This is a genomic window from Amycolatopsis sp. MEPSY49, assembly GCF_051337345.1.
In the GTDB taxonomy this organism is placed as follows: Bacteria; Actinomycetota; Actinomycetes; order Mycobacteriales; family Pseudonocardiaceae; genus Amycolatopsis.
Genome location: NZ_JBDLYJ010000001.1, coordinates 1,687,568 through 1,714,077, shown reverse-complemented (window position 1 = coordinate 1,714,077; position 26,510 = coordinate 1,687,568). Strand labels below are relative to the sequence as shown.

General features: G+C 70.6%; 25 protein-coding genes, 1 tRNA gene and 1 riboswitch. Of the genes, 14 read left to right on the top strand and 12 right to left on the bottom strand.

The annotated features are described in order from the left end of the window. Window positions 1-16: 16 nt before the first annotated feature. Window positions 17-982: an acyl-CoA desaturase gene (locus tag ABFJ78_RS08625; RefSeq protein ID WP_436385268.1), complete on the bottom strand. Its 966-nt coding sequence runs from the start codon at window positions 980-982 to the stop codon at window positions 17-19. Between the two features lie 206 nt (window positions 983-1,188). Here ABFJ78_RS08625 and ABFJ78_RS08620 point away from each other — a divergent pair. The 5 genes from ABFJ78_RS08620 to ABFJ78_RS08600 all read left to right on the top strand — a co-directional run bounded on the left by ABFJ78_RS08620 (window position 1,189) and on the right by ABFJ78_RS08600 (window position 6,538). Beyond that, window positions 1,189-1,260, top strand: a tRNA-Gln gene (locus ABFJ78_RS08620). Between the two features lie 34 nt (window positions 1,261-1,294). Next, complete coding sequence (locus tag ABFJ78_RS08615) at window positions 1,295-3,049, top strand: diguanylate cyclase domain-containing protein (RefSeq protein ID WP_436385267.1); 1,755 nt, start codon at window positions 1,295-1,297, stop codon at window positions 3,047-3,049. Window positions 3,050-3,160: 111 nt separating this feature from the next. Next, the gene (gene glmU, locus ABFJ78_RS08610; protein ID WP_436385423.1) at window positions 3,161-4,633 is read left to right on the top strand and encodes a bifunctional UDP-N-acetylglucosamine diphosphorylase/glucosamine-1-phosphate N-acetyltransferase GlmU; all 1,473 of its coding nucleotides are present in this window, start codon (window positions 3,161-3,163) and stop codon (window positions 4,631-4,633) included. Next, window positions 4,630-5,610: a ribose-phosphate diphosphokinase gene (locus tag ABFJ78_RS08605; protein ID WP_364451495.1), complete on the top strand. Its 981-nt coding sequence runs from the start codon at window positions 4,630-4,632 to the stop codon at window positions 5,608-5,610. Before glmU ends, ABFJ78_RS08605 begins: the two co-directional genes overlap by 4 nt. Window positions 5,611-5,671: 61 nt before the next feature. Beyond that, window positions 5,672-6,538 (top strand): TIGR03621 family F420-dependent LLM class oxidoreductase, encoded by an 867-nt coding sequence (locus ABFJ78_RS08600; RefSeq protein ID WP_436385266.1) that lies wholly within the window; start codon window positions 5,672-5,674, stop codon window positions 6,536-6,538. On the opposite strand, the gene ABFJ78_RS08595 is transcribed toward ABFJ78_RS08600, so the two are convergent. Both ABFJ78_RS08595 and ABFJ78_RS08590 read right to left on the bottom strand, forming a co-directional pair. Further along, window positions 6,532-7,173, bottom strand: a complete 642-nt coding sequence (locus tag ABFJ78_RS08595) for an NAD(P)-dependent oxidoreductase (protein ID WP_436385265.1) — start codon at window positions 7,171-7,173, stop codon at window positions 6,532-6,534. The two genes, ABFJ78_RS08600 and ABFJ78_RS08595, sit on opposite strands and share 7 nt — an antisense overlap. A gap of 99 nt (window positions 7,174-7,272) precedes the next feature. Beyond that, window positions 7,273-8,391 carry a hypothetical protein gene (locus ABFJ78_RS08590; protein ID WP_436385264.1) on the bottom strand — a complete coding sequence of 373 codons (1,119 nt, stop codon included), beginning with the start codon at window positions 8,389-8,391 and terminating at the stop codon, window positions 7,273-7,275. Window positions 8,392-8,741: 350 nt separating this feature from the next. On the opposite strand from ABFJ78_RS08590, the gene ABFJ78_RS08585 reads away from it, so the two are divergent. The 4 genes from ABFJ78_RS08585 (at window position 8,742) to ABFJ78_RS08570 (ending at window position 10,817) form a co-directional block, all read left to right on the top strand. After that, on the top strand, window positions 8,742-9,350 hold the full coding sequence (locus ABFJ78_RS08585) for a 50S ribosomal protein L25/general stress protein Ctc (RefSeq protein ID WP_436385263.1): 609 nt from the start codon (window positions 8,742-8,744) through the stop codon (window positions 9,348-9,350). 9 nt (window positions 9,351-9,359) lie between these two features. After that, the gene (gene pth / locus ABFJ78_RS08580; RefSeq protein ID WP_436385262.1) at window positions 9,360-9,953 is read left to right on the top strand and encodes an aminoacyl-tRNA hydrolase; all 594 of its coding nucleotides are present in this window, start codon (window positions 9,360-9,362) and stop codon (window positions 9,951-9,953) included. 21 nt (window positions 9,954-9,974) lie between these two features. Next, the gene (locus ABFJ78_RS08575; RefSeq protein WP_436385261.1) at window positions 9,975-10,289 is read left to right on the top strand and encodes a DivIVA domain-containing protein; all 315 of its coding nucleotides are present in this window, start codon (window positions 9,975-9,977) and stop codon (window positions 10,287-10,289) included. 171 nt (window positions 10,290-10,460) lie between these two features. Beyond that, entirely contained in the window at window positions 10,461-10,817 is a 357-nt protein-coding gene (locus ABFJ78_RS08570; protein WP_436385260.1) for a DivIVA domain-containing protein, read from the top strand. 70 nt (window positions 10,818-10,887) lie between these two features. On the opposite strand, the gene ABFJ78_RS08565 is transcribed toward ABFJ78_RS08570, so the two are convergent. After that, entirely contained in the window at window positions 10,888-12,576 is a 1,689-nt protein-coding gene (locus ABFJ78_RS08565; protein WP_436385259.1) for a fatty acyl-AMP ligase, read from the bottom strand. Between the two features lie 295 nt (window positions 12,577-12,871). Here ABFJ78_RS08565 and ABFJ78_RS08560 point away from each other — a divergent pair, with 295 nt between their 5' ends. Both ABFJ78_RS08560 and ABFJ78_RS08555 read left to right on the top strand, forming a co-directional pair. Next, window positions 12,872-13,099: a hypothetical protein gene (locus ABFJ78_RS08560; RefSeq protein WP_436385258.1), complete on the top strand. Its 228-nt coding sequence runs from the start codon at window positions 12,872-12,874 to the stop codon at window positions 13,097-13,099. A 2-nt stretch (window positions 13,100-13,101) separates the two neighbouring features. Continuing rightward, window positions 13,102-14,193, top strand: coding sequence for a helix-turn-helix domain-containing protein (locus ABFJ78_RS08555; protein ID WP_436385422.1), 1,092 nt, complete (start codon window positions 13,102-13,104; stop codon window positions 14,191-14,193). A gap of 1 nt (window position 14,194) precedes the next feature. Here ABFJ78_RS08555 and ABFJ78_RS08550 read toward each other — a convergent pair whose 3' ends face one another. The 8 genes from ABFJ78_RS08550 to metG all read right to left on the bottom strand — a co-directional run bounded on the left by ABFJ78_RS08550 (window position 14,195) and on the right by metG (window position 23,981). Continuing rightward, window positions 14,195-15,958, bottom strand: coding sequence for an ABC-F family ATP-binding cassette domain-containing protein (locus tag ABFJ78_RS08550; protein WP_436385257.1), 1,764 nt, complete (start codon window positions 15,956-15,958; stop codon window positions 14,195-14,197). Between the two features lie 40 nt (window positions 15,959-15,998). Beyond that, window positions 15,999-16,961 carry a 4-(cytidine 5'-diphospho)-2-C-methyl-D-erythritol kinase gene (locus ABFJ78_RS08545; RefSeq protein WP_436385256.1) on the bottom strand — a complete coding sequence of 321 codons (963 nt, stop codon included), beginning with the start codon at window positions 16,959-16,961 and terminating at the stop codon, window positions 15,999-16,001. Between the two features lie 115 nt (window positions 16,962-17,076). Next, window positions 17,077-18,090, bottom strand: a complete 1,014-nt coding sequence (locus ABFJ78_RS08540) for a methionine ABC transporter ATP-binding protein (protein ID WP_436385255.1) — start codon at window positions 18,088-18,090, stop codon at window positions 17,077-17,079. 209 nt (window positions 18,091-18,299) lie between these two features. Further along, a riboswitch (SAM riboswitch) is annotated at window positions 18,300-18,390 on the bottom strand. Window positions 18,391-18,527: 137 nt separating this feature from the next. Then, window positions 18,528-19,364 carry a 16S rRNA (adenine(1518)-N(6)/adenine(1519)-N(6))-dimethyltransferase RsmA gene (rsmA, locus tag ABFJ78_RS08535; RefSeq protein WP_436385254.1) on the bottom strand — a complete coding sequence of 279 codons (837 nt, stop codon included), beginning with the start codon at window positions 19,362-19,364 and terminating at the stop codon, window positions 18,528-18,530. A gap of 9 nt (window positions 19,365-19,373) precedes the next feature. Further along, on the bottom strand, window positions 19,374-19,655 hold the full coding sequence (locus ABFJ78_RS08530; protein WP_436385253.1) for a hypothetical protein: 282 nt from the start codon (window positions 19,653-19,655) through the stop codon (window positions 19,374-19,376). A 49-nt stretch (window positions 19,656-19,704) separates the two neighbouring features. Continuing rightward, complete coding sequence (locus ABFJ78_RS08525; RefSeq protein WP_436385252.1) at window positions 19,705-21,129, bottom strand: transglycosylase family protein; 1,425 nt, start codon at window positions 21,127-21,129, stop codon at window positions 19,705-19,707. 209 nt (window positions 21,130-21,338) lie between these two features. After that, window positions 21,339-22,175 carry a TatD family hydrolase gene (locus ABFJ78_RS08520; RefSeq protein ID WP_436385251.1) on the bottom strand — a complete coding sequence of 279 codons (837 nt, stop codon included), beginning with the start codon at window positions 22,173-22,175 and terminating at the stop codon, window positions 21,339-21,341. 9 nt (window positions 22,176-22,184) lie between these two features. Then, window positions 22,185-23,981 carry a methionine--tRNA ligase gene (gene metG, locus ABFJ78_RS08515; RefSeq protein WP_436385250.1) on the bottom strand — a complete coding sequence of 599 codons (1,797 nt, stop codon included), beginning with the start codon at window positions 23,979-23,981 and terminating at the stop codon, window positions 22,185-22,187. Between the two features lie 53 nt (window positions 23,982-24,034). Here metG and ABFJ78_RS08510 point away from each other — a divergent pair, with 53 nt between their 5' ends. The 3 genes from ABFJ78_RS08510 (at window position 24,035) to ABFJ78_RS08500 (ending at window position 26,447) form a co-directional block, all read left to right on the top strand. Further along, window positions 24,035-24,634, top strand: a complete 600-nt coding sequence (locus tag ABFJ78_RS08510; protein ID WP_436385249.1) for a PadR family transcriptional regulator — start codon at window positions 24,035-24,037, stop codon at window positions 24,632-24,634. 81 nt (window positions 24,635-24,715) lie between these two features. Continuing rightward, window positions 24,716-25,693, top strand: coding sequence for an ATP-binding cassette domain-containing protein (locus ABFJ78_RS08505; RefSeq protein ID WP_436385248.1), 978 nt, complete (start codon window positions 24,716-24,718; stop codon window positions 25,691-25,693). Continuing rightward, a complete protein-coding gene (locus ABFJ78_RS08500; protein ID WP_436385247.1) occupies window positions 25,683-26,447 on the top strand; it encodes an ABC transporter permease in 765 nt (254 codons plus the stop codon). Before ABFJ78_RS08505 ends, ABFJ78_RS08500 begins: the two co-directional genes overlap by 11 nt. The last annotated feature ends 63 nt before the right edge of the window (window positions 26,448-26,510 follow it).

The window sequence follows — 26,510 nt, the reverse complement described above, 5'->3', positions numbered from 1 at the left end:
GGGGCAGCCTAGTTGACTAAGCCTTTTCAGTCGCGATACGGGCCAAGCGCTGCGGGGTCGGCCAGCGGACGTCGTGCACCCAGCCGAACTTCTCGAAGATCCAGATCAGCCGCGCGGAGATGTCGATCTGGCCGCGCTTCACGCCGTGGCGCGCGGACGTCGGGTCGGCGTGGTGCAGGTTGTGCCACGACTCGCCGAACGAGAAAATGGCCAGGGGCCAGAAGTTCGCCGACTTGTCGCGCGCGGCGAACGGGCGCTCGCCGATCATGTGGCAGATCGAGTTGACCGACCACGTCACGTGGTGCAGCACGCAGATGCGCACCAGGCCCGCCCAGAAGAACGCCGTGACCGCGCCCCAGAGCGACCACGAGATGAGCCCGCCCAGCAGCGCCGGCAGCAGCAGGCTGACCAGAGCCCAGAGCCAGAACAGGTCGTCGACCTTCTTGATCGCCGGGTCCTTCACCAGGTCCGGCGCGAAGCGCTCGGCGTTGGTCTGGTCGCGCTCGAACAGCCAGCCCATGTGGGCGTGCCAGAAGCCCTTCGCGATGGCCCACGGCGAGGTGCCGAACGCCCACGGCGAGTGCGGGTCGCCGTCGCGGTCGGAGAACGCGTGGTGGCGGCGGTGGTCGGCGACCCAGGTGATCACCGGGCCCTGCAGGGCGATGCTGCCCGCGATGGCCATGAACACGCGCAGCCACTGCTTGGCCTTGAACGAGCCGTGCGTGAAGTAGCGGTGGTAGGACACCGTGATGCCGAGCCCGCTGATCGCGTAGAACACGACGAAGATGGCGACGTCGACCCAGCTCAGTCCCCAGCCCCAGGCGAAGGGCACCGCGACCAGCAGTGCGACCAGCGGCGCGATCACGCCGAAGTACACCGACAGTTGCACGCCGATGCCGCGCGTGCCTTCGATAACGGGTTTGGGCCCCTTGGGTGCCGAGGGCTCCCCGGCGGGCTGAGAACGGTCGAGCGTGGCCGTCATACGCTTCACTTCTCCCTACGCGGGCGACCCTGTGACGTAGGGTGCCCTAACCTACGATGCCGTAAGTTACGGTACAGGAGGTTTCGGCGGCTGGGGAGAGCCTGAACCTCACACCGGTCCTTCGTAGGGGGATACCCGGCGGACGGCCCGGTAACGCATCCCCCGCGCGGACGACACCCGATCGTCGCTATCCTGACCAGGTTCGATCCGCCGTAGTGTAATCGGCAGCACTTCAGATTTTGGTTCTGACAGTTCAGGTTCGAATCCTGGCGGCGGAGCAGCAGAAGGACCCGAACCCACGACACCGGGAGGTTGGCGCTGACCGACGAGGCGACCGACCCCGGTGCGGCCAGGCGTCCCGCCCTGGCCGAAATGTCCGACGCCTGGCTCGTCGGGCGCGCGCGGGAGCTCATCGCCGCGGTCCAGCGCCAGGAGTACACCCAGCAGCTGCAGATCGTCGAGCTGATGGACGAGCTGCTCGACGAGACCCAGCGCCGCGGCGAGCCGACGATGGTCGCGCAGCTCCTGCGCGCCTCCGCGATCGCCCGGCTGATCACCAAGGGCCTCGCAGCCGAGGCCGAACCGCGGCTCGACGAGATGCTCGCGCACACCCGCCGGCACGGCCTCGCCCTGCTGCGGGCCGACGCGCACGCGCTGCGCGGCCGCCGGCTGGTGATCGCCGCGCAGGAGGACCCCGCGCTCACCGAGATCGCCCGCGCGCTGGCCATCCTCGACGACTCCGCGATCCCGAACCGGCAGGTCGGCATCCGCCAGTGGAACCGGATGCTGTGGTCGACGCTGAACGACTGCTGGATCGTGCTGAACCAGCTCGGCGTCTACGAGGCCGCCGAAGAGGTCATCGGCCGCGCGGCGAGCGCGATCCGCGAAAGCGCGAGCCCGCACGAGATCACGCTGCAGCTGATGAACCGCGTCAAGATGCTGCTGGGCTGGGGCCTGCGGCTCGAGCGCATCGACGAGTACGACGAGAGCGCCGAGAAGTTCCGCACCGCCGCGTCCATGGCCGTGGCCGCCGAAGGCCCGTTCACCGAGTCGCTGTTCCCGCGGAAGGCGGGCGTCGCCGCCGTCGACCAGGTCGGCGTCCTCGCCTCGGCGCAGGCGCTGCACAGCCCGAGCGCCGACCAGATCGACCGGCTCCGGGCGCTGCACGAAGGCACCGGCTACCCGGGCGAACGCGAGATCGTCGCCATCGCGCTGGCCCGCTGCCTGGACCAGGCCGGCCGCCGCGAAGAGGCCCTCGACGTGCTGCGGCACGCCCGCGAGTCGCTGACCGACGACACCTCGCAGCCGTCGATGCGGTTGAACATCGCCCGTGAGCTGGCCCGGCTGGACACCACGCCGGACTACGCGTCCGGGGCCAGTGAATCGCTGATCGACTACGCCCGGCGCCTCGAAAACGAGATGTGGAGCCTGCGCGAGTCGCAGATCGCCACGCTGAACGCGCGCCGCGAGCACGAACGGCTCTCCGCCGAGCACGGCGCGATCACCCAGCAGGCGCTGCAGGACCCGCTCACCGGCCTGCCGAACCGGCGCGCGCTGGACGAGAAGCTGCGCCAGCTGGCGTCGTCGGCCGACGCGCAGCCCCTCGCGGTCGCGCTGGTCGACCTCGACGGCTTCAAGGGCGTCAACGACAAGCAGTCGCACGCCGAAGGCGACAACGTGCTGCGCGTCGTCGCGAGCACGCTGCGTGACGCCCTGCGCGGTGACGACCTGGTGGCCCGCTACGGCGGCGACGAGTTCATCGTCCTGCTGCCGGGCACGCCGGCGTCCGCGGCGAAGATGGCGCTGGGCCGCGCGGTCAAGTCCGTCTCGAACCTGCCGCACCACCTCTCGCACGGCGTCACGCTGTCCATCGGGCTCGTCTCGCTGCGGCCGCAGGAGCGCGGCGAGCAGGTCCTCGCACGCGCCGACGCGGCCATGTACCAGGCGAAACGCGGCGGCGGCAACCAGGTGGCGTCGGCCAACTCGATGGCCGCCGACCCGGCCGCGGCGTGGGCGGGCGAATCCCCACCGACCGACCCCGCGTGGGACGCCGAGGACCACAGTTAGGATCGGTCCCCGACCAAAGCGCCACTTTCCCTATGAAAGTGTTCTGGAGGGGGCGCCTCCGGAACACTTTCTCGGGGAAAGTGGCGGCAGGAGCCATCGTTGGGAGCGCCGTTGACCGGCCCGCTGAGCACGTTGATCCTCGCCGCGGGTGAGGGCACCCGCATGCGATCCGCGACCCCGAAGGTGCTGCACCCGATCGCCGGGCGGCCCCTCGTGGAGCACGCCGTCCGGGCCGCCGCCGGCCTGGATCCCGAACACCTCGTGGTCGTGACCGGCCACGGCCGCGAAGCCGTCGGCGAGCACCTGGCGCGGGTCGGGGAAGCCCTCGGGCGCGCGGTCGGCACCGCGGTGCAGGACCAGCAGAAGGGCACCGGCCACGCCGTGTCCTGCGCGCTGGCGACCCTGCCCGCCGACCTGACCGGCACGGTGATCGTCAGCTACGGCGACGTCCCGCTCCTCGACACGGCGACGCTGCGCGCCCTGCTCGACGAGCACACCGAGGCGAAGAACGCGGTCACCGTGCTCACCGCCGTCGTCGCCGACCCGACCGGCTACGGCCGCATCGTGCGCGACCCGGGCGGCAAGGTCACCGGGATCGTCGAGCACAAGGACGCCACCCCGGACCAGGCGGAGATCACCGAGATCAACTCGGGTGTCTACGCCTTCGACGCCGCTGTCCTGCGCGACGGCCTTTCGCGCCTTTCGACCGACAACGCACAGGGCGAGCTCTACCTCACCGACGTCCTGGGCATCGCGAACGGCGACGGCCTGCACGTCGGCGCGCTTGTCGTCGACGACCCGTGGCTGACCGAGGGCGTCAACGACCGCGTGCAGCTGTCGGAGCTCGGCGCCGAGCTCAACCGGCGGATCGTGCGGCGCTGGCAGCGCGAGGGCGTCACGGTCGTCGACCCGGCCACGACCTGGATCGACGCCGGCGTCACCCTCTCGCGGGACGTCGTCATCGAGCCCGGCGTGCAGCTCAAGGGCACGACGACCGTCGGCGAAGGCACGACGGTCGGGCCGGACAGCACCCTGACGAACATGACCATCGGCGCCCGCGCCTCCGTGGTGCGCGTGCACGGCTCCGACTCCGAGCTGGGCGACGGCGTCAACGTCGGGCCGTTCACGTACCTGCGGCCGGGCACGAAGCTGGGTGAGAAGGGCAAGCTCGGCGCGTTCGTCGAGACGAAGTCCGCCGACATCGGCGCCGGCACGAAGGTGCCGCACCTGACCTACGTCGGCGACGCCACGATCGGCGAGCACAGCAACATCGGCTGCTCCAGCGTCTTCGTGAACTACGACGGCGTGAACAAGCACCGGACCGTTATCGGGTCGTATGTCCGGATGGGCGCGGACAACACGTTCGTCGCTCCGGTGCAGGTCGGTGACGGCGCTTACAGTGGAGCGGGTGCCGTGATCCGCGAAGACGTCCCGCCGGGCACACTCGCGGTGTCGGCGCCGCCGCAGCGCAACATCGAAGGCTGGGCGATCCGGCGCAGGCCGGGTACGCCCGCGGCGGAAGCGGCCCAGGCCGCGCTCGACGCCGAGTCAGCAGCAGGAACCGACGGGGAGTCGCCAGCATGAGTCCGAAGTCAGGTACGCCGAAGAAGAACTTGATGCTCTTCTCCGGACGGGCGCACCAGGAGCTCGCCGAAGAGGTCGCGAAGCACCTCAACGTGACGATCACCCCGCAGACGGCGCACACGTTCGCCAACGGCGAGCTGTTCGTCCGCTTCGAGGAGTCCGTGCGCGGCACCGACGCCTTCGTCATCCAGGCGCACACCACGCCCATCAACGAGTACGTGATGGAGCAGCTGATCATGGTGGACGCGCTCAAGCGGGCGAGCGCGAAGCGGATCACCGTCGTGATGCCGTTCTACCCGTACGCGCGCCAGGACAAGAAGCACAAGGGCCGCGAGCCGATCTCGGCGCGGCTGATCGCGGACCTGTTCAAGACCGCGGGCGCCGACCGGATCATGACCGTCGACCTGCACACCGCGCAGATCCAGGGCTTCTTCGACGGCCCGGTCGACCACCTGATGGCGCAGACCGTGCTGGCCGACCACATCAAGAAGACCTACGGCGACGCCGACATCACCGTCGTCTCGCCGGACTCGGGCCGCGTGCGGCTGGCCGAGAAGTGGGCGCAGACGCTGGGCGACCGGCCGATCGCGTTCATCCACAAGACGCGCGACCCGGACAAGCCGAACCAGGCCGTCGCCAACCGCGTGGTCGGCAAGGTCGAGGGCAAGCTCTGCGTGCTGATCGACGACATGATCGACACCGGCGGCACGATCGTGAAGGCCACCGAGGCCCTGATCGACGAGGGCGCGGCGGACGTCGTCATCGCGACGACCCACGGCATCCTGTCCGACCCGGCGACCGAGCGCCTCTCGCAGTGCAAGGCGCGCGAGGTCATCGTGACGAACTCGCTGCCGATCCCGGAGGAGAAGCGGTTCGAGGGGCTGACGGTCCTGTCGATCGCGCCGATGCTCGCCGAGGCCATCCAGCAGGTCTTCGAAGACGGCTCGGTGACTTCGCTCTTCGACGGCAACGCCTGATCCCGTCCGCCGGGCGCGAACTCCGCGCCCGGCGGCGGTTGCCGGCGCTAGCGTCACCGGCATGGGGAACTTCAAGTTCGGCGTCAGCTTCCGCGAGATCGGCAGCCGGGACGCCTGGATCGCCAAGTGCCGGCGGGCCGAAGAGCTCGGCTACGACGCCATCACCGTGCCCGACCACCTCGGCACCGGCCGGTTCGCGCCGTTCCCGGTGCTGGCCATGGCGGCCGCCGTCACCGAACGGCCGCGGCTGGGCACGCTCGTGTCCAACGTGCCCTTCTACAACCTCGCGCTCTTCGCGCGCGAAGCGTCCTCGACGGCCGTGCTGCTCGACGGCCGCCTCGACCTCGGCCTCGGCGCCGGGCACATGAAGAGCGAGTTCGACGCCGCCGGGATCCCCTGGCAGAACGCCGCGACCCGGATCGGCTACCTCGAAGAAAGCCTCGGCTACCTGCGGAAACACTTCGAGGACGAAGGCATCGAACACCCGCGGCTGCTCATCGCGGGCAACAGCGACGGCGTCCTGAAGCTCGCCGCCGAGCACGCGGACGTCGTCGGGTTCGGCGGGCTCCGGCAGCAGCCGGGCAAGCCGCCGGGCACCTTCAAGCTCGACAACGCCGAGGCGATGGACGAGCGCGTCGCGTACTTCCGTGCCCACGCCGGCCGCGACCCCGAATACAACATGCTGGTCCAGCACGTCGAAGTCACCGACGACCGGGAGAAGGCCGCCGAGGCGTGGCACGAGCTGACCGAGCGCAGCGCCGTCCCCGATGCCCGGGAGCTCCTCGACGCGCCCCAGCTGCTGCTGGGCACGGTCGAGGAGATCGCCGGACAGCTCGAGACCCGGCGCGAGCGCTACGGCTTCTCGTACATCACGGTCTTCGAGCCGTTCTTCGAAACCTTCGCCCCGGTGATCCGAGAACTTCAGTAAGCGACGGTGAAGCGCGCGCGGTGGTGCTTCGGCTGCTCGATCTCGTCGACGTACGCGATCGCGAAGTCGTCGCCGCCGATGTGCGACTTGCCGTTCTCGTCGGTCAGCAGGACGTCGCCGCCGATCCGGAACTCGCCCTTGCGCTCGCCCGGGGTCCAGGCCCCGAACTCGGCGGCGGGGCTGACGTAGAACCAGTCGAGGCCCTCGGGCTGCTCGCGCAGCAGGCCGAGCACCTCGGCGTGGCTGCCGGCCTCGTCCTTGTACTCGGCCGGGAACTCCGGGGTGTCGAACAGCCGCGGACCGCCCTCGGCGACCAGCAGGCTCGCCGCGCCGCCCACGAACGACAGCCGGACGCCGTGCTCGCGCGCGATCCGGGCCAGCGACGGCACGGCGTCGATCAGCTTCTTGCCGTCGATCGCGCGGGCCGGCGTGGCGACGACGAACACGTCGGCGTCCTTCGCGAGTCCCGCCACGAACTCCTCGTCGTGCAGCGAGCCCTGCCGCTCGTCGACGCCTTCGGGCGCCGAACCGGGGTTGCGCGCGACGCCGACCACCTCGTGCCCGCGCCGCAGCGCCTCGGCGCCGATCTTGCCCCCGGCGTAGCCCGTTCCCCCGAAAATGACCAGCTTGGCCATGAGATCTCCTCGTTCGTAGTCGGCCCTTCGGGGCCGATGGTAGGAACGGAAGATCACCTACTTCAACGGAAGCAACGCACCCCCGGGTAGGTGTCCAGCTCAGCCGCCCAGGCCGGCGAACTCCGCCGCGACCTGCTGCTTCACGGCGTTGACGTCGAGGGCCGCGCGGACCTCCGCGGTCGCGTTCGGCTTGGACAGCACCTGGTAGCTCGCCGTGCGGTTGGGCAGCTTGAACTTGACCGTGCAGGACATCTTGACCGTCGCGTACGGCTCGGCGTCGGCCGCCGCCGTGCAGGTCTGCGAACCGAGCGAGTCGGCGCTGACCTCGACGGAGAGGTTGATGTGGATGACGCTCTTGCCGCCCGAGGACGGCGAGCCGACGACGCTGTTGGAGACGTCGACGGTCGTCGTGCAGGAGCCGACGAAGTCCTTGCAGTCGAGGTTGTCGTTCGTGACGACGGCGCTGGCCTGCACCAGCCCTTCGAACGGCTGGCCCAGCCCGCCGACGGTGTTGTCGAGGTCGGTGTGGAACTTCTTGAGCGCGTCGCCGGCCAGCGGGTCGACGCGGAACTCGGCGCCGAACTTCGGCCCGGCCTGCGGGTCGAGCAGCGCCGGGGCGAAGCTGACGACCCGGTTCGGCTTGGCCGTCGTGACGCGCAGGACGCTGGGCGCGGCGCCGAGCTGGTAGACCTCGGTGCCGTCCGGGAGCTTCGCCTTGACCGGGTCGCCCAGCCGGTCGAGGGCGGGCAGCGCCTTGCGCAGGCCGTCGGCCAGCGCCTTCGGGGCGAACCGCGCGGCCGGGTCGAGCGGCAGCTCGGAGCCGAGGGACCGCACCCAGCTCGTGCCGAACTGCGTGCCCTCGTCGATGGCGTGCGCCTTCCAGTAGTCGGCGTCGGCCTGCAGGTAGAACTGCCCCGCGGCGGCGGTCACCTGGACGACGCGGCCCTCCAACGGCAGCCCGCCGAGGGCGTTGCCACCGCGGGTGACGCGGAACTGCTGCTCGGCGCCGTTGGCCGCCGACTTCAGGGCGAGCGCGGGCGCCTGGCCCAGCGCGGTGAGGGCGGCGTCGACCGCGGAGCGCTGCTCGGCGCGCCGGTCGGCCGTCTGCTGCCCGGTCGAAGAGACCCCGGCGGTGCCGGCGACCGCCACCTGGCAGCCCGCCAGCAATCCGCCCAGCAGCAGCACCGCCGCCGCCGTCGTGGCCCGTCGAGCCCGCATCTTCCGCCCCCTGCTCTCCCGCTGTACCCGAGGACACCTCGGCCGGTGAAGTCCCGCCACCGGATTTGTGTCGTCACGCACCGGGGTTCAGGAGGGTTCTAGCCTGGGCCGGGCCCCCGCCGCAACCCACCGTGATGAGGTTGGTTTACACTCTTGAGGTTGTCTCGGCGAGGCGGGGCCCATCTTGGGTGCCCGGCGTGATCGACGCGGCGGCTCGAGTAGCCCCCGTCGTCGTGCACGCCCGGAAACTCGCCGCCGAACGCAACCGCCTGAACAGAACAACGCCCGCATCCCCCGCCGCAGCATGCTGTCTCCCGCACCATGTTCGTGATTTGAAGGAGTGCCACACCGTGTCCGAGGTACGTCTGTCCGTCGAGCCGCGCACCGAGTTCGGCAAGGGCGCCGCGCGTCGCACGCGTCGCGCCGGCAAGATCCCCGCCGTTCTCTACGGCCACGGCTCGGACCCGCGGCACTTCGCGCTGCCGGCCATCGAGTTCGCCCGCGTCGTCCGCGAGAACGGCTCCAACGCCGTCATCACCCTCGCCATCGAGGGCTCCGACGAGCTCGCGCTGACGAAGACGATCGTCGTGCACCCGCTGAAGAACTACATCGAGCACGTCGACCTGCTGGTCGTGAAGCGCGGCGAGAAGATCGTCGTCGACGTCCCGGTCGTCGTCTCCGGCACCCCCGGCCCCGGCGGCCTGGTCAACCAGGACGTCGACACCCTGCAGGTCGAGGTCGAGGCGCTGCACATCCCGGAGCAGTTCGAGGTCTCCATCGAGGGCCTCGAGGTCGGCAGCCAGATCCTGGCCGGCCAGGTCGAGCTGCCGCAGGGCGCCACCCTGGTCACCGACCCCGAGTCGCTGGTCGTCGCCGTGAACGAGCCGCAGCGTGAAGAGGCCGACGACGAAGACGCCGCTACCGAAGCGGGTGGCGAGTCGGCCGAAGCCGCCGAATAACCTCTTCGCATGACGGAGGACCTGCCCGGGGCCGGCGAGCTGATCCTGCTCGCCGGCCTCGGCAATCCCGGACCCCAGTACGCCGGAAACCGGCACAACGTCGGTTTCATGGTGCTGGACGAGCTCGCCGCCCGGATCGGCGGCAAGTTCAAGACGCACAAGACCGGCGGCGAGGTGCTCGAAGGCCGCTTGGGCGGCCGCCGCGTCGTGCTCGTGAAGCCGCGGTCGTACATGAACCTCTCCGGCGGCCCGGTGGTCGGCGCGGCGCGGTTCTACAAGGTGCCGCCGTCCGGTGTGGTCGTGGTGCACGACGAGCTGGACGTCGACTTCGGCGCGCTGAAGCTGAAGTTCGGCGGCGGCGACAACGGCCACAACGGGCTCCGCTCGATCACGAAGTCGCTGGGCACCCGCGACTACTACCGGGTCCGGTTCGGCATCGGCCGCCCGCCCGGCCGCCAGGACCCGGCGGACTTCGTCCTGAAGGACTTCTCGACGGTCGAGCGCAAGGAGCTCCCGTTCGAGGTGGACCGCTGCGCGGACGCGACCGAGGCGCTGGTCGGCACCGGTCTCGCGGCCGCGCAGAACGCCTTCCATGCGGGCTGACATCGGTGGCAAGGTGAGCCCATGACCCCCGACGAAGTCCGGGCGATCGCGTTCGGCAAACCCCGCTTCGGCCGGCGCGGCTACAACGAGGACGAAGTCGACGCGTTCCTCGACCTCATCGCCGAGGCGCTGGCCGGCCGCAACATCCTGACGCCCGACGACATCCACTACGTCGAGTTCACGATCATGCCGGTCGGCATGCGCAGCTACGACCAGGCCCAGGTCGACCTGTTCCTCGACGAGGCCGAGGCGGCCCTGGTGGAGCTGCGGAACCCGCGCCCGGTCGTCGAGGAGGGCCCGCCGCCCGGGCCCCGGAAGTGGTTCGGCCGCGGCTGACGACGGTGTGAAACCGGCCACACAGCGCTCGGTAGTCCCGCCTCACTCGAACGCGGATACGAGCCGCCCGTCGGGGTGAGCTTCGGGGTCGACTCTTCCGGGGGAACCCGTTCCCGGGCTAGGACGGTGTACGGGAGTTCGCACCGCCAAACCCCGGAATCGGAGAGTTCCATGTCGTTCACCGCCGAAGACCTCGCCGAGGTCACCTTCGGTAACGCCCCGATCGGCCGCCGTGGCTACGCGAAGCACGAGGTCGACGAGTTCGTCCGGCGCATCGCCAAGACGATCGCCGACGAGGACGACCTGACCGCCGCGGAAGTGCACCACGTGGTGTTCGCGAAGCCGCTGATCGGCAAGCGTGGCTACGACGAGCGCGAGGTCGACGACTTCCTGGACCGGGTGGAGGACCAGCTCGCGGCCCGCACGGGCCACGCCCCGGACCTCCCGGGCGCCCGCACGTCCGACGAAGCCACAGCCGAGCGCGCCACCCCGCCAACCCTCCGCGCGGAACGCCTCCAACAGCGCTGAGTCGAACTTTCCCTATGAAAGTGCGGCCTCGGGGGCCCGGGGCGCGCACTTTCATAGGGAAAGTGAGGCGCTAGGCGTCGGCGTTCTTCTTGATCTTGTCCGCGAACTGCTGGGCGGTCGCCGCGCGCTTGACCTTGCCGGACGGCGTCTTCGGCAGGCTCCCGGCCGGCAGCACGACCACCGCGTACGGCCGCATGTCCACGGCGTCACGGACTCGCGCCGAGACCTGCTTCATGAGGTTCTTCTCGGCCTCGGCGTCGCCCGCCAGCTTCGACTCCACGACCACCGCGAACCGCTCGCGCCGGCTGCCCGCGTCCAGCCGGACCGCGACCGCGTTGCCCGCCCGGACGCCCTCGACCGACGTCGCCGCGCGCTCGATGTCCGTCGGGTAGAGGTTGCGGCCGCCCATGATGATGACGTCCTTGCGGCGGCCGCAGATGACGATCTGGCCGTCCACCAGGTAGCCGAGGTCGCCGGTGTTCAGCCAGCCCTCGTCGTCCTGCGTCGCGACCGGGCCCTCCATGGTCAGGTACCCGGGCGTCACGGCCTCGCCGCGCAGCCGGATCTCGCCGACCTCACGGTCGCCGACCCGCTCGCCCGCGTCGTTGACGATCTCCGCTTCCAGGCCGTCCAGCGGACGGCCGAGCAGCGCGAACGACCGGACGTCGTCGGTGCCGCGCCGCGGGTCGCCCTCGGGCACGGGCACCGCGCGGTTGCCGGCTTCCAGCGCGTCCGCCTCGACGACGTCGAGCGTGAGCCCGGTGAACAGCGGCGCGAACGACACCGCGAGGGTCGCCTCGGCCATGCCGTAGGCCGGGAAAACGCATTCCGCGGGCATCTTGAACCGCGCGCCGGCGTCCACAAAGGTCTGGACGGCGGTCTCGTCGATGGGCTCGGCGCCGTTGAGGGCGATGCGCAGCTTCGAGAGGTCGTAGGCGCTGTCGTCGTCGACGCGGGCCATCCGGCGCCCGACGATGGCGTAGGCGAAGTTCGGCGCCGCCGTCGTCGTGCCGCCGTACTTCGTGATCAGCTCCGGCCAGATCAACGGCCCCGAAAGGAACTCGACGGGCGTGATCTTGACGAGCTCGACGCCGAAGGTCATCGGGACGGTCAGGAAGCCGACCATGCCCATGTCGTGGAAGGTCGGCAGCCACGACACCATGACGTCGACGTCGAAGTCGAACTCCGCGCGGTCGACCATGGCCTTGACGTTGGAGTACAGGTTCCCGTAGGTGATCCGCACGGCCTTGGGGTCGGCGGTCGAGCCGCTGGTCAGCTGCAGGAGCGCGGTCTCGCCCTCGTCGGTGCCGACGACGTCGTCGAGGGGCTCGGCCTTCGTGAGGTCCGTGATGAGCTTGAACCCGATGCCCTTTTCTTCGAGCACGGGAGCGAGCTGGTCGAAGGGCTCGCCCAGCAGCACGAGGTCCGACCCGATCATCCCGAGCACGCGCACGGTGTCTTCGGCCCACTCGGCGAGATCGGTCCGCGGGGTGGGCTGGTGCAGCATGGTGACGCTGCCCCCGGCGAGCCAGACGGCCTGCACGGTGGGCGCGATCAACACGGGCGCGGCGGCGAGCACCCCGACCGCGGTGCCCCGCTCGAACCCGCCGGCGATGAGCCCACCGGCGATCCGCCGGGCTTCCCGGTGCACCTCGGCCCACGTCCGCCGGACCGGCTCCTTGGGCTCCCCGGTGACCATGCCACGCTGCTGACCCCGCCCCGCCGCGGTGGCGACGAGCGTCTCCACGAACCTGCTCATGGAGCAGACATTACTGGCAGCCGTTGACCATCGCGTGGCAGCAGGTCGACATGGGTAACTCGCCGCGGGCGTTGCGCGGTGTTGCACGGGGGGCCGGCCTCGCCATCAGCGGTGTCGACGCCTCAGCGTTGCGCGTTGCGGAGGTGTTGCACGAGCCTGCGTCCGGTCGGGCAACGCCGGGAACCGGACGAAGTCGCAACACGATCTCGCCCACGACCCGGCGATTCGCTCGCAGGATCGGAAGCAGGACGCCGGCAGCCGAGCCGGCGTGCACCCCGGACTTCCAGGAGTTCCCATGATCGATCACCGTCCCGTCCGCCGCCGGCTGGGCGGGCTGTGCGCCGAGTCGTCGGGCGTGGTCGTCGTCGTGTTCACCTTCGCGGCGGTGCTGCTGCTCGCCGGCCAGTCCCCGGAGGACGTCATCGCCTTCCTCAGCTCACTGGGGCTGGTCGCGACGACGCTCGCCGACCGCCTGGACCCAGGTCGTAACACCTCGTCGCCCCCGGACGTCGTCCTCCGGTGACGATGAACGAAACCCCCGCCGAGGCCGCATCCGGGTCAGCCGACCCGGATGCGGCCGAAGCCGCGCTCAGCCGGGAGCTCAAACGGCTGGTCGGCACGAGCGGCAAACCACTGCGACAGCTCGGGGACGAGGTCAACGCTTCCGCCTCGACCCTTTCGCGGGTGACCTCGGGAAAGCTCTTCCCCAGTCTGCAGCTGGTCACGGCCATCGCCGCGAAGACCGGCGGCGATCCCGAGTACGTCGCACAGCTGTGGGCGGACGCCGACGACGAGCGTCGCGCGGGTTCGCAGGCGCTCCCTGACGTCGACCTCGACGGGGACGAGCGAGAGCTGCTCCGGGTGACTGCAGCCGCGTTGGACGCGGAACGGCAACGGCGGCACCTCAGCCTCGGCAAGCTGGCCAAGAAGGCGGGCTACGGCAAGAGCACCCTGTCCGAGTTGTTCCGCGGCGAAAGCGTGCCAGGCAAGCTGAAGCTGCATGACGTCCTGCAGGCGATGGGGTTGTCCGATACCGAAATCCGGGCCTGGACGGCCCGCTTCGCCAGGGCAGCCGAGCGAGCGCGCAAGAGCGACTCGACCCGCCCGCAGGTCGACATCGCCGCCGCGCTCGCACCGCTCCAAGCCCGGCTACACCGGCACGCCGTGGCACTGGCGGTCGTCGGGGTCTTCGCGGTCGCGGCGCTGGCTCTCGGCTGGCTCGCCTTCTGGGTCGCGGACGGCTCGTCCGCCGTGCCCGACCACCCCGCCTACGCCACGACCACGGTCACCGCCGGGACACCGTTGCCGCCCGGTCCCAAGACCGCGACCGTCGATCTGGGCGGCCGCGGCGAGGTGGTTTCGGTGTTCGAGCAGCCACGCGCCGACGCCGCTGTGAGTTCGACGCTCAGCTCCTCGACCCGGATCGTCATGGTCTGCCAAGCCGACACGGCCGCCGTGGTCAAGGACGCCGGCCTCACCTACCCCACCGGGCGCGACACCGAGACCACGATCTGGGTGAAGATCTCGCTCGGCGGAAAGAACCTCGGTTTCGTGCCGAGCATCTACTTGCTCCAGGACACCGACCAGCGACCGGTGCTGCCGCCGCCGGCCTGCTGACTCACTCCAGCAGCTCGGACGTCTCCAGCCAGCGACCTTCGACGTCCTCGATCTCGCCCTGGACGCCCTTCAGCTCCGCGTTCAGCTCCATCAGCTTCGCCGGATCCGTCGCCGCCTCCAGCAGCGACGCGTGGAGCTTCTCCTCCTTCGCGTGCAGCTGGTCCAGCTTGCGCTCCAGCCGGCCCAGTTCCTTCTGCGCCGCTCGCAGATCCGCCGCCGACTTCTTCGCCGAAACCTTCTCCGCGGACGGCGCCGGGCCAGCGACCGGCTGAGCGGCCGCGCGGCGGTTCAGGTACTCCTCGATCCCGCCCGGCAAGTGCGTGATCCGGCCGTCGCCGAAGAGGGCGACGATCGTGTCGCACACCCTTTCCACCAGGTAGCGGTCGTGGGACACCACGACCATCGTGCCCGGCCAGCCGTCGAGGAGGTCCTCCAGCTGCTGGAGCGTGTCGATGTCCAGGTCGTTCGTCGGCTCGTCCAGCAGCAGGACGTTCGGCTCGGCCATCAGCAGCCGGCACAGCTGGAGCCGCCTCCGCTCGCCGCCGGACAGGTCGGCGACCGGGGTCCACTGGCGGGCCTGCGGGAAGCCGAGCTTCTCGCCCAGCTGCGACGCCGTCATCTCCTGCTTGCCGAACACCACGCGCCCGGCCACCTGCTCGATCGCCTGCAGCACGCGCAGGTCGCCCGGCAGGTCGTCGAGCTCCTGGCGCAGGTGCGCGAGCGCCACCGTCTTGCCCTCGATCCGGCGGCCGGTCGAGCCCTCGACGTCGCCGCCGAGCAGCTTCAGCAGCGACGTCTTGCCCGAGCCGTTCACCCCGACCAGGCCGATCCGGTCGCCCGGGCCGATCCGCCAGGTGACGTGGTCGAGCAGCGTCCGCTCGCCCACCTGGTACGTCGTGTCCTCCAGCTCCAGCACCGTCTTGCCGAGCCGGCGCTTCGCGAACGCCTGCAGCTCGACGGAGTCGCGCGGCGGCGGCACGTCCGCGATCAGCGCCTCGGCCGCTTCGACGCGGTAACGCGGCTTCGACGAGCGCGCCTGCGGGCCGCGGCGCAGCCACGCCAGCTCCTTGCGGGCCAGGTTCTGCCGCTTCTCCTCGGCCGTCGCGGCCAGCCGCGCCCGCTCGGCGCGCGCGAAGATCCAGTCCGCGTAACCGCCTTCGTACTGCTCGACGCGGCCGTTCGCGACCTCCCACGTCAGCGTCGCGACGGTGTCGAGGAACCACCGGTCGTGCGTGACGACCACGACCGCGATCCGGCGCGCGAGCAGGTGGTCGGCGAGCCAGCGGACACCTTCGACGTCCAGGTGGTTGGTCGGCTCGTCGAGCACGACCAGGTCGAGCTCGCCGGTCAGCGCGGCGGCCAGGGACACCCGGCGCCGCTCGCCGCCGGAGAGGTTCGCGGTCGGCGTGTCCAGCCCGATCGCGGTGATCCCGAGTCCGTCCACAATGGACCGCACGCGGGCGTCGGCCGCCCACTCGTGCTCGGCGCCGTAGCGTTCCAGGACGACGTCGCCGACCGTGCTGCCGGACGGCAGCTCGGTGCGCTGGGTGACCACCGCCATCCGCAGGTCGCGAACCTGGCTCACCCGCCCGGAATCCGGCTCCGCGAGTCCGGAAAGGACTTCCAGCAGGGTCGTCTTGCCGCCGCCGTTGAGGCCGACGACGCCGATGCGCTGCCCGGCCGCGACGCCCAGCGACACGCCGTCCAGGAGCGGGCGAACCCCGTAGGACTTGCTCACCGCCTCCAGGTTGACCAGGTTGGCCATCCGGATCCTTTCCTCAGCAACAGAAGTCCACAGTGGACGATCAAGCGTGCACGCGCGGCGGGGCCGGCCGCGGCGCGTCGTCGCCGCCGACGACGCGGGCGCCGGGGACCGGGCCGTGCGCCACCCGGACCGTGCGGCACACCCCCGCGCCCGACAGCTCGGCGGCGACCTCGACCGCCGACTGCGCGTCTTCGCAGAGGAACGCGCACGTCGGGCCGGAGCCGGAGACCGTGCCGGCGAGCGCGCCCGCGTTGACGCCCGCGCGCAGCGTGCGGCGCAGACCAGGACGCAGCGAGACCGCCGCCGGCTGGAGGTCATTGCCCAGCAGCAGCGCCAGCTGCCGCGGGTCGCCCGAGGCCAGCGCCTCGACGACCGGGGTGTGCGAGCCGATCCGCGGCGGGTTGCCGTCCGCGCGCAGCCGGTCGAGCTCGCCGAACACCTTCGGCGTCGACAGGCCGCGCTCGTCGAAGGCCAGCACCCAGTGGAAGGTGTGCCGCGACAGCACCGGGACGAGCCGCTCGCCGCGCCCGGTGCCCAGCGCCGTGCCGCCGTAGAGCGCGAAGGGGACGTCGCTGCCCAGGCCGGCGGCGATCTCGGCGAGTTCGTCGCGCGTGACGTCGAGGTTCCACAGGCTCGCCAGCCCGACCAGGGTCGCGGCCGCGTCGGCGCTGCCGCCGGCCATGCCGCCCGCGACCGGGATGCCCTTGCGCAGCACCACCCGGATCTTCGGGTCGCCGGTGCGCCCGACGTGCGCGGACAGCGCTTCGACCGCGCGCCAGGCCAGGTTTTCGGGGCCGGTCGGGACCGTGCCCTCACCCTCGCCGTAGATCTCCAGCCCTGGCTCTTCGGTGACGGCGACGGTCACCTCGTCGGTCAGCGACAGGGCCTGGAACACGGTCACCAGCTCGTGGTAACCGTCTTCGCGCAGGTCGTCGACCGCCAGGTGCAGGTTGACCTTGGCCGGGACCCGGACGGTGACTGGGGGCGGAACTACGGCGAGCACCCGACCAGCCTACGTGCCCGCGAAAACGCCCCAATGTGGCCTTGGTTGCGTCAGACGCACCGAAGGCCGCCTTGGGTGCGTCTGACGCACCGAAGGCCACATTGGGGCGCTTGGGTCAGGCTGCCGCGACGCCCTGCGGGCCGCGGGCGGTGTGCGTCACGTGGCCGCCGCGCTCGGCGACCCACGCGAGGGCCGCGTCGGCGCGCTCGCCGCGGACGCCAAGGCGGAAGCGGCCGACCGGGGTGTCGCCGATGCGGGTCAGGCCGCCGCCGATGGTGGCGAACTCGACGTCGAACCGGCCCGCCGCCTCCGGCAGCAGCGCGCCGACCGACGCGAAGCCGACCAGCACGACGTCGACCGAGCGGTCGTAGCGCGACGACTGCGAGCGGGTGGTCTCGATGGCGGGCAGCAGCGCCTGCGCGGTGCGGCTGGCCGGGTCGGAGATCAGGTCGAGCACCGTGCCGCGCTCGACGACCGTGCCGTCTTCGAGCACCGCGACGTCGTCGCAGACCCGGCGGACCACGCCGGCGTCCGGCGTCGTGATGACGACGGTGGTGCCCAGCTCGGAGCGGGCGCGGTCGAGCACGGTGAGCACCGAGCCGGCCTCCTCCGGGTCGACGCCGGCCGTCGGGTCGTCGGCCAGCAGCACGGCGGGCGCCGCCGCGAGGGCCTTCGCGACCGCGACGCGGCGAAGCTGACCCTCCGACAGCTCGCCGGGACGCTGCGTCGCGCGCTGCGTCAGGCCGACGAGGTCGAGCAGCGAGCCGACCCGGCTGCGGCGCTGCGGGCCGTCGACGCCGAGCTGCTCGAGCGGGGAGGCGATGTTGCCGGCGATGGTGCGCTCGGCGATCAGCTCCGGCTTGGTCGAGACGACGCCGAGCTGACGGCGGATCTCGCGCAGGCGGCGGCCGTCGAGGGTGCCGGTGTTGAGGCCGTCGAGCCGGACGACGCCGCGGTCGGGCCGCTCCTGCAGCGCGATGCACCGCGCCAGGACGGACTTGCCCGAACCGGCGGGGCCGACCACGCCGAACAGCGAGCCGGCCTGGACGTCGACGCTCACGTCCCGCAGGGCGACGACCGAATTTCCGTTGGTGGCAAAGGTTTTGGACAGGTTTTCGACGGTGATCACGAAGGCTCCAGAAAACGGGGTGCGCGCAGCGCGCGGCACCCGGCCGCAAGCGAAATCCGTCCTATGTGGACGGTGCGTGAAGAAGAGGTGGACCGGCTACGACAAGCTCAGTGGGAGCGTCGACATGCGGTCACGGAGCGGCGGCCTTCGTCGACAACGCGACGCCTGGTCAGGAGCAGGGGGCGGGCTACCCTCTTCATCGGAAACGGCCTCCATCGGTCCTGGCGGTAGCACCTGCCCTGTGGAGGGTGGTTGCTGCGACTTCGGCGAGCCAGGTCTCTCAGTCGCTCGGGATGGACGTACTGAGTAAAACCGATCCCGAGGAGCGAAAGCAAGCCCGTTGGCCCAGATCACACGTCTGGAGGTGTCCGAATCGCGAGATGGCACGGCAAGAGGCGTATTTTCGCCGGACTGCGTTGACTTCCACTGTGGACCTGCTAACGGACCGCGGCGATCCTCGCGAAGTCGTGCACATCCAGCTGCTCACCGCGGGTCTTCGGGTCGATCCCGGCGGCCGTGAGCAGTTCGCCGGCCCGCTCGGCGGAGCCCGCCCAGCCGGCGAGTGCGGCCCGGAGGGTCTTCCTGCGCTGTGAGAAAGCGGCGTCGACGAGGCCGAAGAGCCGATCGCGGTCGTCCGACGCCGGAGCGTCACCGCGTTCGAAGGCGACGAGCGCCGAGTCGACGTTGGGCACCGGCCAGAACACCGAGCGCGGCACGGCGGCGACCTTGCGGGCCGGGCCGTACCAGGCGAGCTTGACGCTGGGGACGCCGTAGATCCGGCTGCCGGGGCCGGCGGCCATCCGGTCGGCGACCTCGGTCTGGACCATGACGAGGCCGGATTTCAGGGACGGCACCTCGGCGAGCAGGTGCAGCACGACGGGGACGGCGACGTTGTAGGGCAGGTTGGCGACGAGCGCGGTCGGCTCGCCAAGCTGCTCGCGGGTGACGCGCAGGGCATCGGCGCCGACGACGGTCAGCCGGTCCGCGGCGTCCGGCCCCCGCTCGGCGACGGTCTTGGGCAGCCGTTCGGCGAGCTTGGGATCGATCTCGACGGCGACGACGTGCGCGCCGGTGGCGAGCAGCCCGAGGGTGAGCGAACCGAGCCCGGGCCCGACCTCGAGGACGACGTCGCCTTCGCCGACGCCGGCCAGCTCGACGATCCGCCGGACGGTGTTGGGATCGTGCACGAAGTTCTGCCCGAGCTTCTTGGTCGGCCGCACGTCGAGCTCGGCCGCCAGCCCGCGGATTTCGGCAGGTCCCAGCAGTTCAACCACCGGTGGAGCTTACCGATCGTGCTCGGGCAGCACCGCGAGGGCGGCCGTCGCCGGCTCGCGGACGCGCTGCCAGTCCGATTCGGTCGCGAGGGCTTCGGTGCGCCAGAGGCCGGCTTCCCCGCTCATCCGCTCCAGCAGGCGGTCCAGCTCGGTGAGGATCGGTGCCGCGTCGCCGTGGCCCAGGCTGCGACCGAGGTCTTCGTGAAAATCGTCGAACTCGGTCGCGAGTTCGTCCGCGACGGCGAGGCCGTTCTCGCGCAGCCAGGCCTGCTGCCGGTCTGCGGGCCGCACGCGGAACGGCCCCCGTCCACGAGGGACGAGGGCCGTTCCGAAGCGAAACTCAGGCCTTCTTGCCGCAAACCGGCCAGGCGCTGTAGCCGCCACGAGCGTCGCGGACCTTCTCCGCGATCGCGATCTGCTGCTCGCGCGAAGCCTGGTTCGGGTAGGCCGCGTAGGCGTCGCCGCCGTAGGCGTCCCACGTGCGCTTGTCGAACTGCAGGCCGCCGTAGTAGCCGTTGCCCGTGTTGATGGCCCAGTTGCCGCCGGACTCGCACTGCGCGATGCGGTCCCACGCGGAGCCGTCGCCGATCGCCGGGGTCGGGGCCTGCTTGGTGCCCACGTGGACGATCTTCGGCTTCGGCTGGGTGATGACCTGCTCGGAGATGCTCTCGCGGGAGACCTCTTTGCCGTTCTTCTGCGTGACCTTGTAGGTCACCATCTTCTCGCCCGGGGTGCCCGGGTCCTCGACCGAGGTCTTGCCCTTGGCCAGGTCCGGGTCGTCGACGCGTTGCTCGGGCGGGTCGATGGACTCCTTCTGGACGACCGTCGAGACGCCGGTGCGGCTGATGTGCACCTCGGCGCCGTCGGTCAGCTTGACGTCCAGGCCGCCCTCGGCCTGGTCCTCCGGGCCCAGGGTGAGCTTGTACTCGCCCAGGAACTCCTTCGTCGTGACCGCGGTCGTCTTCACCTGCTTCGGCGCGTTGGCGCCGTCGTACAGGGTGATGTTCTTCAGGGTCTTGATCTCGACGGTGGCGCCCTGCAGGGGCAGCTCGCCGTCCTTCGGCATCGACATCCACGTGCCGGGCTTGTCCAGCTCGGTCATGCCCAGCTGGCCCAGTGCGTCGCCGAGGTGGGTCGCGCGGACCCAGGAGGTGTGCTCCGCGCCGTCGACGATCATCTTCAGCTGGCGGCCGCGCTCGAGCTTGATGACGCCGCCGTCGCCGACCTCCGCCTGCGGGGACGGGGAGAGCGAGTCGTGCGCGCCCACGGACAGGCCCGCGTCCTCCAGCACCTCGCCGACGGTGTCGCCGAACGAGTGCACGGTGGTCTGCTGGCCGTCGACGTCGACGGTGATGCTCTTGTTCATCGCCAGCGCGGCCGCGCCGCCGCCGGCGACGCTGATCATGACGCTGAGGACGGCGCCCTTGAGGAACCGGCGCTTCCAGACCTTGGTCGTCTGGCGGAGGCCCTCGTCCAGAGCCGCGCGCCGCGCTTCGGGGGAAGCGGTGCGGTCCTCCTCGAGGCCGTCCGGGATGACGATCGGCGGCAGGTACGTCGTCTCCGCGTTGATGAGGCGGATCAGCTCGTCGACGTCGACGTCGATCTCGGCCATCATCGCGTCGGCGTCGGGGCCGAGCGCGGCGAGGATGTCCTGCTGCGTGATGTTCGGGTCGTCGGAGAAGTCGAGCTGGCCGTAGGCGGTGTCCTCGTAATGCCGATCGAGGACGGCCGCGGAGCGCGCTCCAGCCTGTCTGCTACCTGTCACCGGGGATCGTTCCCTTTCACGAGGCGGCGGTCGGGGGCGCCGCCTCTACGACTGGGCGTGACGATCGGAAACTGCTGAGCGCAGGTCCGACCGGCACGATCACGGGACAGTAACGGGTCGCGGCGGGTTGCGCAAACACCCCCCGGAGTGTCGTGATCCCCGTCACTCCATCAGGTGGACGATCAAGGAACCCCGATGTCGCAATGCGTTCAACCCGTTGTGACACTGGGGAGTCGGTAGACGCGCTCGGCAGTGGTCCGGACCGATTCGGCGACTTCGTGGACAGCTTCGCCCCTGAGCGCCGCGAGGTGACGCACGGTGTAGGCGGCGCCGAACGGCTCGTTCGGCCGCCCACGGAACGGGTGGGGGGTCAGAAACGGCGCGTCGGTTTCGACGAGGTACTGATCCGGCGGGCAGAGCCGGGCCGCCTCGTGGAGGCCCTTCGCGTTCTTGAACGTCACCGTGCCCGCGAAGGAAAGGACGTATCCCGCGTCGAGGCACTTGCGCGCCATTTCCGCGTCCCCGGAAAAACAATGGAAGATTACGGCATTCGGCGCATTCTCTTCGGCCAGGACGCGCAGCACGTCGTCGTGGGCCTCGCGGTCGTGGATCATCAGCGGCTTGTCCAGCCGCTTGGCGAGGTCGATGTGCCAGCGGAACGCCTCCTGCTGGGCGTCGTGCGGCGAGTAGTCCCAGTAGTAGTCGAGGCCGGTCTCGCCGACGGCGACCACGCGGTCGGTCGCGGCCAGGCGCTCCACTTCGGACTTCTCGGCCTCGCCGAACTCCTTGGTCCGCGTCGGGTGGATGGCCACCGCGGCCCAGACCCGGCGGTCCCAGGTCGCCGCTTCGGCGGCCCAGCGCGCCGACGCGAGGTCGTCCGCGACCGTGACGACGCGGGCGACACCGGCGCGCTCGGCGCGGTCGACCATGGCCGTGACATCGGCCGCGGTGACCGCGCCGCACGCGTCGAGATGGGTGTGCGCGTCCACCACCGACACCGGGAGCCGGTCCGGGACCGGCGGCAGCTCGCGCTTCTCGTCACCCATGCATACCTCTTACTCCTTGATGATCGGCGCCCACTCCGGACCGGTCTCGCCGAGCGCCGGGTCGAGCTTGGTGAACAGCGGCGACGGCTTGGCCAGGGGCTTGCCGACCTCGATCGGCGTCGACTCCCACTTCGCCTGCTCGGCCGCGTAGTCGCCGGTCAGGATCGGGTTGACCCGGCCGTCGATGTCGAGGTCCTCGACCTCTTTCAGCTCCGGCTGGGCGGCCCAGACGCCGGTGCCGCCGAGGGCCTCGTGCACCTTCTGCGCCGAGTGCGGCAAGAACGGCGTCAGCAGTGTGTTGGCGTCCGAGACGACCTGCAGCGCGGTGTGCAGCACGGTGTCGCGCCGCGCCGGGTCGTCCTTGAGCTTCCACGGCTCCTGGTCGGAGATGTACTTGTTCGCCGCGGTGACGACTTTCATCGCCTCGCTCGCCGCCAGCTTGAACCGGGAGCGGGCCAGGTGCGCGCCCGCGGTGTCGAACGCCTTGCGCGACAACGCCTTCAGCTCCTCGTCGGAGGCCGTCGGGGCCTCCGGGCGCGGGATGGCGCCGACGTTCTTGTGCGCCATCGAGATGGACCGGTTGACCAGGTTGCCCCACTCGTTGGCCAGCTCGAAGTTGGTCCGGCGGACGAACTCGTCCCAGGTGAAGTCGGTGTCCTGGGTCTCCGGGCCGGCGACCGTGATGAAGTACCGCAGCGTGTCCGGGCCGAAGTCGCGCAGGAAGTCCTCGACGTAGATGACGCGCCCGCGCGAGGTCGAGAACTTCGACCCGCTCATGGTGAGGAACTCGGAGGAGACGATCTCGTCCGGCAGGTGCAGCTTGCCGTACTTGCCGGGCTCGCCGCCCTTGTCGCCCTCGCCGTTGTGGCCGAACAGCAGCGCCGGCCAGATCTGGGCGTGGAAGGTGATGTTGTCCTTGCCCATGAAGTAGTAGGACCGCGCGTCGGCGTTGTTCCACCACTCCTGCCACGCGTCCGGGTTGCCGGAGCGCCGGGCCCACTCGACACTGGCCGAGAAGTACCCGATCACCGCGTCGAACCAGACGTAGAACCGCTTCAGCGGCTGGTCGCGCCAGCCGTCGAGGGGGATCTTGACGCCCCAGTCGAGGTCGCGGGTGATCGGCCGCGGCCGCATGTCGTCGATCAGGTTCTTGGTGAAGTTGAGGACGTTCGGGCGCCAGTCGGTCTTGGTGCCGAGCCAGTCGCCGAGGGTCTTGGTGAACGCCGGCAGGTCGAGGAAGTAGTGCTCGGTCTCGACGAACTTCGGCGTCTCGCCGTTGATCCGCGACTTCGGGTTGATCAGTTCCGCGGCGTCGAGCTGGTTGCCGCAGTTGTCGCACTGGTCGCCGCGCGCGCCGTCGTACCCGCAGATCGGGCAGGTGCCCTCGACGTAGCGGTCGGGCAGCGTGCGGCCGGTGGACGGGCTGATCGCGCCGCGCGTGGTCTTCGGCACGACGTAGCCGTTGCGGTGCAGCGCCAGGAAGATCTGCTGCGTCACCTCGGCGTGGTTGCCGGTCGTGGTCCGGGTGAACAGGTCGTAGGACAGCCCCAGGCCCTGCAGGTCGGTGCCGATCTGGCGGGTGTACTTGTCCGCCGTCTGCTGCGGGGTCGAGTTCTCCTTGTCCGCCTGGACGGTGATCGGGGTGCCGTGTTCGTCGGTGCCGGACACCATGAGCACCCGGTTGCCGGCCATTCGCTGGTAGCGGGAGAAGACGTCGGACGGGACGCCGAATCCGGACACGTGGCCGATGTGGCGGGGGCCGTTGGCGTAGGGCCAGGCCACCGCGGTCAACACAGGGGTGCTCATACCTTATTAGCCTACGGAGGGCGTCACGCACGTTTTCGAGAGGGAGGCCCCGGTTGTCGGCGACACGGCTGCTCGTGCTCGGGGTGGTGCGCATGTACGGCCGCGCGCACGGCTACCAGGTGCGGCGCGAGCTGCTGACCTGGTCCGCGGACAAGTGGGCGAACGTCCAGCCCGGGTCGATCTACCACGCGCTGAAGAAGATGACCGCCGAGGACCTGCTGGAGCAGGTCGACGTCGAGCCGGGTGACGGCGGCCCGGACCGGACCGCGTACCGGCTGACGACCGAGGGCGAGCAGGAGTACCAGGTCCTGCTGTCGAAGGCGCTGTCCGACCCTTCGCTGAACCACCCCGACCTGTCGGCGGCGATCTCGTTGATGACCACGCTGCCCCGGGCGCGGGTGATCAACCTGCTCCGGCACCGGCTGGTCCACCTGGAGGCCGAGCAGCGGCAGGCGGGGCTCATGCTCGAAGAGCTGAAGGTCAACATGGGGCTCGGGACGCCGGAGCACGTGGGCGAGCTGTACCGGCTGTGGGGCGGGATCACCGACGCGAGCCTCACCTGGCTGGCGGCGCTGATCGAGCGGCTCGAAGCGGGCGAGTACGTGATGGCCGACGAGTCCGGCGACGCGTTCGGCGAGCCACCCGCCCGGTAATCAAGTTTGACTAGCGCACCCTTCTGGGGCAGAGTGTGCGCCTCAGCTAGTCAAGCTTGACTACCTTCGAGAGGGGATCTCATGATCACGGCACGCGGTCTCGAGCGGCGGTTCCGCCGCAAGGGCCGCACTGGGGGCGAAGTACACGCGGTGAAGGGCGTCGACCTCGACGTCGAAGCGGGCGAGCTCGTCGGGTTCCTCGGGCCGAACGGCGCCGGGAAGACGACCACGCTGCGCATGCTGACCACGCTGCTGAAGCCGTCGGCCGGCACCGCGACCGTCGGCGGCCGCGACCTGCTGAAGGACCCGCTGGGGGTGCGCGAGCGGATCGGCTACGTCGCCCAGGGCGGCGGCAGCTCGCCGGAGACCAAGGTCGCCGACGAGCTCGAACTGCAGGGCCGGCTCTACCGGATGAGCAAGGCCGACGCGATCGCGCGCGGCGCCGAACTCGCCGACCAGCTCGACCTGACCGGGCTGGACCAGCGGCTGACCCGGACGCTGTCGGGCGGCCAGCGGCGGCGGCTCGACATCGCGCTCGGGCTGATCCACTCGCCGGGGCTCGTCTTCCTCGACGAGCCGTCGACCGGGCTCGACCCGCAGAGCCGGGCCAACCTGTGGGACCACATCCGCCGGCTGCGCGCCGAGCAGGGCGTCACGGTCTTCCTCACGACCCACTACCTGGACGAGGCCGACGCGCTGTCGGACCGGCTGATCGTCATCGACGACGGCCGGATCGTCGCCGAGGGTACGCCGGACGCGCTGAAGGCGCGGGTCAGCGGCGACCGCGTCGAAATCGGCGTCGACCCGGAGCAGGGCGCCGACGCCGCCGAGATCGCCGGCCGGCTGGCGGGCGCGCACGAGCTGTCCGCGGACGGCGGGGTCGTCCGGTTCCGGGTGCCGCGCGGCGACGTCGCGCTGCCGGAACTGCTGCGCGCGCTCGACGCGAAGTCCATCCCGATGCTGTCGGTCCAGGTGCACCGGCCCACGCTCGACGACGTTTTCCTGACCCTGACCGGGCGCTCGCTGCGCGAAGCGGAGGAGGGCGGCCGTGCTGCGTGACACCTGGCTGATCTTCCGCCGCGACATGAAGGCGGCGCTGCGCAACCCGACGTGGGTGCTGATCGGGATCATGCAGCCGCTGCTGTACCTGTTCCTGTTCGGGCCGCTGATGGTGAAGGCGATGCAGGCCCAGGGCCTGTCCGAAGTGGACGGCTGGATGCTGCTCACCCCGGCGCTGATCGCCCAGCTGGCGCTGTTCGGCAGCTCGTTCGTCGGCTTCGGGCTGCTGGCCGACTACCGCTCCGGCGTCGTCGAGCGGTTCCGGGTGACGCCGGTCAGCCGCGGCGCGCTGCTGCTGGGCAAGGTGCTGGCCAACGCGCTGCAGGCCGTCGTCCAAGCGCTGCTGATCATCGCGCTGGCGTACCTGGCGTTCGACCTCGACGCCCCGGTCGGCGGGGTGCTGCTGAGCCTGGTGATCGTCTTCCTGCTGGCGGTGTCGCTGGCGTCGTGCTCGTACGCGCTGGCGCTGACGTTGAAGAGCGAGGAGACGTTCCCCGCGCTGCTCAACGCCGTGCTCATCCCGCTGCTGCTGCTTTCCGGGATCCTGTTGCCGATCACGGCCGGGGTCGCGCCGAAGTGGCTGTACACGGTGTCGCAGATCAACCCGTTCCGGCACGTGGTGGACGTCGAGCGGAACACCTTCCGCGGCGACTTCACGATGGACGCGTTGTTCACCGGCAGCGTCGTGGTGCTGGTGATGGCGGTGGTGTCCGTGTGGTGGGGCACCCGCACGTTCCAAAAGGAAAACGCCTGATCAACCAGCGGGTTGTCACTGCGGGTCCGTCTCCGGCGACGTATGGTGTGCTCTCCACCGACG